The sequence below is a fragment of the Rothia endophytica genome, assembly GCF_928381505.1.
Classification (GTDB): Bacteria; Actinomycetota; Actinomycetes; order Actinomycetales; family Micrococcaceae; genus Rothia; species Rothia endophytica_A.
Map to the genome: position 1 here is coordinate 1 of NZ_CAKMSJ010000015.1, position 8,839 is coordinate 8,839.

Genomic DNA, 8,839 nt, shown 5'->3' on the forward strand with positions numbered 1-8,839 from the left:
CGGGACTCGACATGCCCCAAACTCTAACATGCCTTCAATGGCAAGCGGTCTGGACAGATACTTCTTGAATCGGCACGGTGTCATTACGGGCGGGGGCCAGAACAACGTCCCTGGACATCACATCTAGATGGCGGTCGTCTACAGCGGCGCAATCTTTTAACCAAAGTGGACAGCGCGTCCGCGATCAGTCCCCGCTCCCCTGATCGTCGAAGGCAGTAGCGTCGTGACGGTTTCGATGCGCGTGATGATCGCGAGGGATGGCTACAAGCACCTCCTGCGCACGGTCGCGGCCAAGGACGACGACCGCGAGCCAACCCCGTAGGGCCGGCAAAGTAGTTGCGTTTCGATCGGGTAGTTTCTGCGGTTCCCAGATTACGGGCTTAAGGGTCGTTCGTGCTGTCCGCACAGGCCTCAGTCAACCTGCGTCTCGATGCAGTAGCGTCGCAGTTCTGCGATCATCGCGGTCTTGGGGGTGCTGACGAAGCGGAACGCATGGCTGAAACGGACGCGCATTCCTCCAGCCTCGAGGTAGCCGTCGCAGGAAGCGCGTCGTCCGTGGGTGACGACAGAAATGACCTCCACCCGCTCGGGAGAACGGCGGGCGCACCTCTCGGGCTGCACTGGGGCCGCTGTGTGTGGATTTCTCGATGAGCGTCCAGCTCATGTCATCGGCAAGCCACTCGGAGAGGGCCTCCAGCTCTCCCTTGGCCCGGTTCACAACGAAGTCTCCGTCAACGCACTTCCGTGAAGACTCATGGTGCTATGGCTCGATCCGATGCGCCCGGCCTTTCTCCGCGATCGGCACGCACATTTCGATGGGTCTATCAGGCTCCCAGCTGACCTGTCCTTGGTAGATGATGCCGAGTTTCCCGGTGGCGCCGTCTCGCTAGTCGGCCATGGCGAAGCAGTGTCGCCGCCGTGTTGCTCCTGCTCACGTCTCACAACTCACATCGAGTCGCCGCTCGCCCATGAGCCGAACTTCGGGGACGCTGCTGTACCACGCATGATGAGAATCACGCAGGGCACGTAGAGTGCTGCGGCGCAGAGCCAGAGGAAGCCGTCGGCGTTGATGTAAGTGAGCGCGAAGATCGTTGTGAAAGCGACCGGTCCGAAGATCGATGTGACGCTGTTGATGCTGGCGAGCACACCCTGGAGGCGCCCTTGGTGCTGTTCATCGACGCGCTGGGAGAGAAGGGTTTGCAGAGCGGGGAGGCCGATGCCACCGATCCCCAGTGCCGCCAAGATAGGCGCCATGGAAAATGCGTCAGTGACAATCGCCAGGCCTACGAGACCCAAGGCGTCGGTAACACACCCGATGATGACTGTTTTTGCCTCACCGATCCACTCCACGATGCGGCCAGTAAGGAGGGCCTGCACGAGAACCTGTACGATCCCGAAGACGGACAGGGAGATTCCAACTTCGACGGGACTCCAGTCGAGGCGGTGTTCAGTAAACAGCACCCAGGTCGCACCTGGAGCCTGCCCAATGAATTGAACAAGGCCGAATGCGACTAATAGGAAGGTAATCCCAGGCACCGCGCTGAGGCCGGGGCGACCACGATGCTGAGCGAGCGACGCAGAGCGCGCAGGGGAATCAGGACGGGTCTCGCGTAACAAGATAAAGGTGAGTGCCAGATTGCTCGCTGAGAGAAGAGCAGCGAGCAAAAACGGCAGATGTGGCGAGATGGCACCGAACAGTCCACCCATGGCTGGCCCCGCGATCATTCCGCCGCCATAGCAGGCACTGAGTAAACCGAAACGCTTGGCGCGCTGGTGGGGTGGCGTGATGTCGGCGATCACGGTGGCGGTGACCGCATTGGTCGCTCCGGTTATCCCAGCCACTGCACGGGCGATATAGAACACCGACAGAGCGGATGTCGTGGCGAGCACGAGATAGTCGACGGTCGCACCGGCCAGGGAAACAAGCAGCACCCGGCGGCGGCCGAATCGGTCCGACAGTGTTCCCAGTACGGGGGCAAAGATGAACTGCATTACCGCGTAGAGCGCGATCAGCACTCCGACGTTCAGCGGAACCGCATCAGCGGTGACCCCTGCCTCGTGTAGCAGTGCGGGGAGAATCGGCATCACCAGGCCCATGCCGGCGGCGTCGAGGCTAGCCGTGATGAGGACCGTGGCCAACGAGCCACGAGCGGAAGTGAGAGATGACACCTTATCAACGATAAAGTTATCGATGATAAAGTGCAAGCATGGCTCAGAAACAAGCGCGACTCGATCGTGCAGCAGTCTTGCGCGGTGCGAGGCATGTGCTCAATAACACGGGGATCGACGGTTTCACCACACGGGCGCTGGCTGCGCATCTGCGGGTGCAGCAGCCAGCGCTCTACTGGCACTTTCGGACAAAGGCCCACCTGCTCGGATCGCTCGCAGCTGATGTGCTTGATCGCGAACACCACGCCTCACTCCCAGAGTCAGGGGAGCGCTGGGACGACTTTCTCCTGCGCAACGCGCGGAGCTTCCGGACAGCGCTTCTGGCAGTCCGGGATGGAGCACGGCTGCACGCAGAGTTTCACCGTCAAAAGAGTGACCAGATGCCAGCGGGCTCGGATGCCCCCGAAAGTCAGATCGAGTTTCTCGTGTCCGAAGGATTCGCTGAGGGCTCTGCGGTCCGAGCTCTCATGGCTATCAGCCGCTATACGGTCGGTTTCGTACTAGAAGAACAAACAGCGCTCGACAACGGATGTGAGCCTGTCGATCAAGACCTAGATTTCGAGTTCGGGTTAGTTGCAATGGTTGAAGGGCTGGCATCAAAGCGATGAGGGATGCTCGCGCTTTGGGTCTCTGCGTCAGTAAGGTCAATCCTTTCCCGCTCCCGCAGCACCTCCTCCGCGATACTGACGATTCGCTCATGGCTACGGGGCTCACAAACGAGCAAATCAGGGACCGTGTGCATGTCGCGTCGCGATCGCGGAACGGCACATCAGCAGCATCTTCACCATGCTCGACCTTAACGAGCGCACAGGGAACAAGCGCGTCATCGCCGTCCTCGAGTACCTCAAGAACTAAGCGTCGAGTGCGCGACCGGCGCGATGACCATAGGTAACGGCGGTTTAGCATCGGTGCCGCATCTTGACACGACTCAATCCGCGACAGCTAACCTCCGCATATGGAGTTCGACGGAATGGAGATCCCCGACGATATCGAGGTCACGGTCTGGGGGAGCAACGAGCACCGGCTCTGTAACGTCTGCCGCGCAGAATGCGACCCCGAGCCGAGCGGCGCCGACGGGTACACCCTAGGCGAGCTGCTCGGCCACGATCCCCATTTTGCTCACGGGTTTAGCCGCAATCCGTTCTACACAGGGAAATCTCCGTCAGCTTATCGTTGGTATAGGCAGCACAATCGCGTGATGCGTCTAGGTGACTTGATAAGGCAGGTGAGGGACTTGGCCGGGACAGACCAGTACGAGGCTGCACCACGCCAACAATTTAAGTCAGGACGGGAACTCATTAACGCGGTGAAAACCCGCCGTGAAGAGGCACAAGCGTTTAAGGCACTGGCCCAGGACGTGGACGCGGAAGTCTCCGCTGAACTCGACCAGTACGACCCGGAGCTCATCGACGGCGTGCGCGTGCTCTGGATTACCGAGGGCACCGCCGCCCGCGACGAGACCGCGTTCCGCCACGCCCTCAAGACCGGCCACAGGCTCCGCGCCGCCGGCCAACGACTCACGGATGCAGCCATCATCGACGCCTATGAGCACGCCTACAACGTCGCACACACCCACGGCGGCGCAGGCCGACCCGCAGAGCTTCCCCCGATGCGCGACCGCCAGACGATGGCACGACGAGTCCGCGGCTACGTGACACAATCCAAGAGCACGGCCTCCCTCGGCTCGAGCGCTTCTGGAAAGGCAACCAGTAGCGAGCGCAAAGCCTTGGCCACCATGGGACGCAGAGGCGGGCAAAAGGCTGCACAACGCTGGAAAACAGACCCAGAAGGGGAGTACGCACAAGCACAGCGAGAAGCCTTGGCGTCTGCGAACAAACGCCGAGTAATCCAGGGACAGAGCACTCGCGGCCGTGTCCTCTCTATTTATTCGCAAGTCCTGTTCGACACCGGGACAGCGCCTACCGCGAAGCAGATAGCTGAAGAGATCGGGTGTGAGCGCAGTACCGTAGCGCGTCACATTTCGGCCCTCAAGAAGGCGGGGCTGCTTCAGGGCTAGAGGTGTGAATGCCGTAAGCAATATACGGTTCCCCTGCCGCTAGGCAGTTAGGTAAAACCTCACTCAAGAAAAACCTTGATGGGCGGGGCACCTTATATGCTTTGTTCATGCTCTCTGATCCTGTCTTTGACCGTGCCACCATCCGCCATAAACTCATTGAGTTCAAAATCCGCTGGCGCGGCCATATCGACCAGTGGAAAGCAGAAAACCGCCCCGCCACCGAGTCCAGCCACGATCAACAGTTCTGGGGTGACCTCCTAGCCTGCTTCGGCGTCAACGCCCGCGACCTTTACCTGTATCAGCGCAGCGCGAAACGAGCCTCCACCGGCCACACCGGCAAGATTGACATGTTCATCCCCGGCAAAGTCATCGGCGAGGCCAAGTCCCTCGGTATCGACCTGGACAAGGCTCACGAGCAAGCACTCGACTACCTGCTCGGCGGCACCATTCCGAACTCACAAATGCCGGCCTATGTCCTCTGCTCCAACTTCGAGACCCTGCGCATCACCCGCCTTAACCGCGACTACGTCGGCGACTCTGCAGAATGGGACGTTACCTTCGACCTGGACGAAATCGACGAGCATCTGGAACAGCTCGCGTTCCTGGCGGACTATGAGACCTCGGCCTATCACGAGGAAGAACAAGCCTCCCTTGAGGCCTCACGCCTGATGGTCGAGCTGTTCCGCGCCATGAACGGCGACGAGGCAGACGAAGCCGTGGGCGATGAAGCCCCAACCACCCCGGAGGAAGAAGACGAAAGGGTCATGCGCACCTCGGTCTACCTAACGCGCATCCTCTTCCTCCTTTTCGGCGACGATGCAGGCCTGTGGGACACCCCGCACCTGTTTACGACGTTCGTGCGCAACGAAACCACCCCGGAATCTCTCGGACCTCAGCTCAACGAACTTTTCCGAGTCCTCAACACCCCGGAGGACAAGCGGCCTAAGCGCTTGCCCGGCACCTTGGCGAAATTCCCCTACGTCAACGGCGCAATCTTCGCCGAACAGCTCGACCCTGAATACTTCGACTACGCCATGCGCGAAGCCCTGCTCAACGCCTGCGACTTCGACTGGTCAAAAATCGACGTGTCCGTCTTCGGCTCACTGTTCCAGCTGGTTAAGTCGAAAGAAGCCCGCCGTGGCGATGGTGAGCACTACACCTCGAAGACCAACATCCTCAAGACCATCGGACCGCTCTTCCTCGACGAGTTGCGTGCCCAGGCTGACAAGCTGGTCTCCAACCCCGCCACCCCGGTGCGCAAGTTAGAAGAATTCCGCGACTCACTGGCTGCCCATATTTTCTGCGACCCGGCCTGTGGTGCGGGAAACTTCCTGCTCACCGCCTATAAAGAACTGCGCCGTATTGAAACGGACCTTATCGTGGCTATCCGTCAGCGCCGTGGCGAGACGGGTATGTCGCTAAATATTGAGTGGGAGCAGAAACTGTCGATTGGGCAGTTCTACGGATTTGAGCTGAACTGGTGGCCGGCAAAGATTGCAGAGACGGCGATGTTCCTGGTGGATCATCAGGCGAATAAGGAGTTGGCGAATGCGGTGGGGCGTCCGCCGCAGCGTTTGCCTATTACGATTACCGCCCACATCGTCCACGGAAACGCTCTCGCCCTGGACTGGACGGAAGCGCTGCCCAAAGCAGTGGGGGAGACGTTTATCTTTGGCAACCCATCATTTATCGGTCAAGATACGCGCACAAAACAGCAGCTCGAGGAAATGAAAGCTGTATGGAGACGTAAAAACATCTCGAGATTGGACTACGTCACGTGTTGGCACATAAAAAGCCTTGACCTTTTCAGTACCCGTAACGGACGGTTCGCTTTCGTAACAACTAACTCGATTACCCAAGGCGAACAAGTGCCGCTTTTATTCGGCCCCATCTTCGCAGCAGGTTGGCGTATCCGCTTCGCCCATCGCACATTCTCATGGGATTCCGATGCTCCCGGTAAAGCCTCAGTCCACTGCGTCATCGTCGGTTTCGACCGTGCACACGAACCTCGCCCCCAGCTCTGGGATTACCCGAATGTCAGCAGTGCCCCCGTGGCTGTGCCTGTGGAGCGCGTGATTAATGCTTACCTCGTCGACGGCCCTAATGTCCTTGTCCAAAAGATGACTTCGCCCATCTCCTGCGAGATTAAACCCGCAGTTCTAGGCGCAATGGCAAAAGACGGAGGTGGCTTGATAGTTGAAGCCCAGGACGTGCAAGAAGCTTTGGACGATCCGATAGCGGCAAAGTACCTACGTCCGTACGTTGGCTCGCGAGAACTTGTTCGCGGCCTTAGTCGGTGGTGTCTCTGGATGGTCGATCTCGACCCCGCCGACGTTCAGGCAAGTACTTTTCTGCGTTCACGAATTGAACAAGTACGCGCCTACAGAACAACGTCCTCGGCTCCTACTACACGGAGCATGGCAAAGATTCCTCATCTTTTCGCACAACGTTATCGGCCACAAACAGATTTCCTTTGCGTTCCATCCGTTGTTAGCGAGAACCGGCCATACTTCACAGCTGCGGATATTGAGGAAGGAACAGTTGTCTCCAGCCTTGCGTTTGCGGTTGAAGATTCTGATAGGTCACAGTTCGCGTTGATTTCTTCGTCAATGTTCATTACTTGGCAAAAGATGATTGGAGGAAGGCTAGAATCTCGCCTGCGTTTTGCGAACACACTGACGTGGAACACGTTCCCCGTACCAGAACTCGATGAGAAGACGCGCAAGCGGATTATTAAGGCTGGGCAGAAAGTACTCGCCGCGCGCACTGCACCCGGAGCGTTCCCTCGCGGAGCACTACAACCCGCTGGCTATGACACCAGAACTGGTGAAGGCGCATGACGCGCTCGACCGGGAAGTGGATAAAGCAATGGGGGCGGCGCGCAAGCTCACTTCGGAGCGGCAGCGCCAGGAGCTACTGTTTGCCAATTACGCGAAACTCACCAACAACTAGCTCAATGCTTGTTCGAATAGGCCGCACTCATGTCGCGGGTGCGGTCTATTGTCGAGAACATGAGCTTCCTTACCGAGTACAACGCTGCCCGCGAGTTGTCCGTGATTGATGCGTCTGCGGCCAGACTTCGCTTACCTTTTAGTACTACTGGTGCAATTCGGTTTTGGTGGGGGGATTAACGCCGCCGGCTTCGGTTTTTCCGTTGAGGAGGTCGTTGACTACTTCCCGATGGTGAAATTGGTCGATGGTGCGGTGAAGAGGAACCAGTCACCTGGAAGAGATCGATCCAGTCGCTGGTGTGCAATCTGGGAGGTAGGGTCGCAGGGTCGATTCCTCGCGAGTGCAACCATGATTGTGTTTCTGAACGTGATGAAAACAACCCTGCCCTTCGGAGAATTTCCCTTATCCCGCGTCCCCGGGCAGTGAAAACGGTGTGCACCATCGCCTGAAAGGCTTTGCGCTGCTCTATCGGAATCTTCGGGTCACCCACCCGGCGGATCACTAAGATCCCCCCGTCAACGTTTGGCTGTGGCCGGAAAGCAGACCTTGGTACCCGGGAACCCAGGTGAAATGTGAACCATGGGGACCACTGAGCCGTCATCATCGTGCTTGCGCCTACCCCAGCCCGGCGGCGAGCGACTTCCCACTGCATGAGGAGTACAGCGTCAGTCCATGCCGGCGCATGCAGCAACTTTCGAAGAATGGCAGTGGTGAGATGAAAGGGAATATTTCCCACAATGACGCAGGGAGTGGCGGGTAAACGGAAGTTAAGGAAATCATCATGGACCACTTCGACCGCCGCCGAGGAGGTTTCTTGTGTGAGTTTGGCAGCTAGTTTTGCGTCCACTTCAACTGCCGTTATTGCCCTCCCCAAGTAGGCCATCGGGTGAGTGAGGGCACCGCTTCCTGGTCCGATCTCAATGATGGGGCCGGAGGTTTGTTTTACAAGGTCGATGATGGAGTTGATGATCTTGTGGTCGGTGAGAAAATTTTGGCCATGTTCGTGACGGCCGTGTCCGTATGCAGACATCAGGTGTGCTCCTTGGAGTTGATGATCTTGTGGTCGGTGAGAAAATTTTGGCCATGTTCGTGACGGCCGTGTCCGTATGCAGACATCAGGTGTGCTCCTTGGAGTTGAAAAGGAGCCGGGCATGACAAATGACCGCCCGGCTAAAGAACCGGAGCGGTTTTTAACCTACGGGGTAGGAAACCGCCTTAGCGGTTAGAGCGCAACCGCAAGAAAGCGGTACCTGAAATCAACATGGGCCTAATTATATCAATTTAATTTCGCGGGTGATACGCGGTGAAAAAGAAGACAACTGCGCCGCAACAGTGCAAGACATCTGCACCTGGACTGGAATTGTATTTGTCCTACCTTCGGCTCGTCGCGCCGCCACCGCTGGCGGATTTCGTCTCTGAGCAACGAGGGGGAGTTACCCTACCTCCGAGCGTTTTTAAAGTACGGCGTGCGAATCATCTACGTCTGCCGCGACCACGGACTCCAATCCGTCGTGGACCCATTCGAGCATCTCCGTTGAAGCGCGCTCTTCGCTATCTCCCTGCATTGACGCAAAGGCTCTGTTGCAAAGATTGGCGGCAGTCAGAGGTAGGCTGTCGCTCTGCGCCGATCAGGCGGCTGCTGCGAAATGGTGGTTGAGCATGCCCATGGCCTCCGTCAGCGCCGAGGGCCCAATGCCAAAA

7 protein-coding genes are annotated in these 8,839 nt (G+C 58.2%); 4 read left to right on the top strand and 3 right to left on the bottom strand.

Going from position 1 to position 8,839, the window contains the following annotated elements:
* Positions 1 to 945: 945 nt before the first annotated feature.
* Positions 946 to 2,169: a tetracycline efflux MFS transporter Tet(33) gene (gene tet(33) / locus L6990_RS11540; protein ID WP_074690335.1), complete on the bottom strand. Its 1,224-nt coding sequence runs from the start codon at positions 2,167 to 2,169 to the stop codon at positions 946 to 948.
* Between the two features lie 38 nt (positions 2,170 to 2,207).
* On the opposite strand from tet(33), the gene L6990_RS11545 reads away from it, so the two are divergent.
* From L6990_RS11545 to L6990_RS11560, 4 genes are all read left to right on the top strand, one after another.
* The gene (locus tag L6990_RS11545; protein WP_005882738.1) at positions 2,208 to 2,777 is read left to right on the top strand and encodes a TetR/AcrR family transcriptional regulator C-terminal domain-containing protein; all 570 of its coding nucleotides are present in this window, start codon (positions 2,208 to 2,210) and stop codon (positions 2,775 to 2,777) included.
* Positions 2,778 to 3,124: 347 nt separating this feature from the next.
* Positions 3,125 to 4,186: a replication initiation protein gene (locus tag L6990_RS11550; RefSeq protein WP_237204359.1), complete on the top strand. Its 1,062-nt coding sequence runs from the start codon at positions 3,125 to 3,127 to the stop codon at positions 4,184 to 4,186.
* Positions 4,187 to 4,293: 107 nt separating this feature from the next.
* The gene (locus L6990_RS11555; RefSeq protein WP_237204360.1) at positions 4,294 to 7,026 is read left to right on the top strand and encodes a class I SAM-dependent DNA methyltransferase; all 2,733 of its coding nucleotides are present in this window, start codon (positions 4,294 to 4,296) and stop codon (positions 7,024 to 7,026) included.
* Positions 6,998 to 7,138, top strand: a complete 141-nt coding sequence (locus L6990_RS11560; protein WP_237204361.1) for a type IIL restriction-modification enzyme MmeI — start codon at positions 6,998 to 7,000, stop codon at positions 7,136 to 7,138. Before L6990_RS11555 ends, L6990_RS11560 begins: the two co-directional genes overlap by 29 nt.
* Positions 7,139 to 7,313: 175 nt before the next feature.
* On the opposite strand, the gene L6990_RS11565 is transcribed toward L6990_RS11560, so the two are convergent.
* Positions 7,314 to 8,168 (bottom strand): 23S rRNA (adenine(2058)-N(6))-methyltransferase Erm(X), encoded by an 855-nt coding sequence (locus tag L6990_RS11565; protein WP_011152925.1) that lies wholly within the window; start codon positions 8,166 to 8,168, stop codon positions 7,314 to 7,316.
* 185 nt (positions 8,169 to 8,353) lie between these two features.
* The gene (locus L6990_RS12030) at positions 8,354 to 8,401 is read right to left on the bottom strand and encodes an erythromycin resistance leader peptide (RefSeq protein WP_011152926.1); all 48 of its coding nucleotides are present in this window, start codon (positions 8,399 to 8,401) and stop codon (positions 8,354 to 8,356) included.
* Positions 8,402 to 8,839: the final 438 nt, after the last annotated feature.

Coding starts and splice junctions, on each gene's coding strand:
- L6990_RS11545 (WP_005882738.1), top strand. CDS start 2,208: ATGGCTCAGAAACAAGCGCGACTCGATCGTGCAGCAGTCTTGCGCGGT.
- L6990_RS11550 (WP_237204359.1), top strand. CDS start 3,125: ATGGAGTTCGACGGAATGGAGATCCCCGACGATATCGAGGTCACGGTC.
- L6990_RS11555 (WP_237204360.1), top strand. CDS start 4,294: ATGCTCTCTGATCCTGTCTTTGACCGTGCCACCATCCGCCATAAACTC.
- L6990_RS11560 (WP_237204361.1), top strand. CDS start 6,998: ATGACACCAGAACTGGTGAAGGCGCATGACGCGCTCGACCGGGAAGTG.
- L6990_RS11565 (WP_011152925.1), bottom strand. CDS start 8,168: ATGTCTGCATACGGACACGGCCGTCACGAACATGGCCAAAATTTTCTC.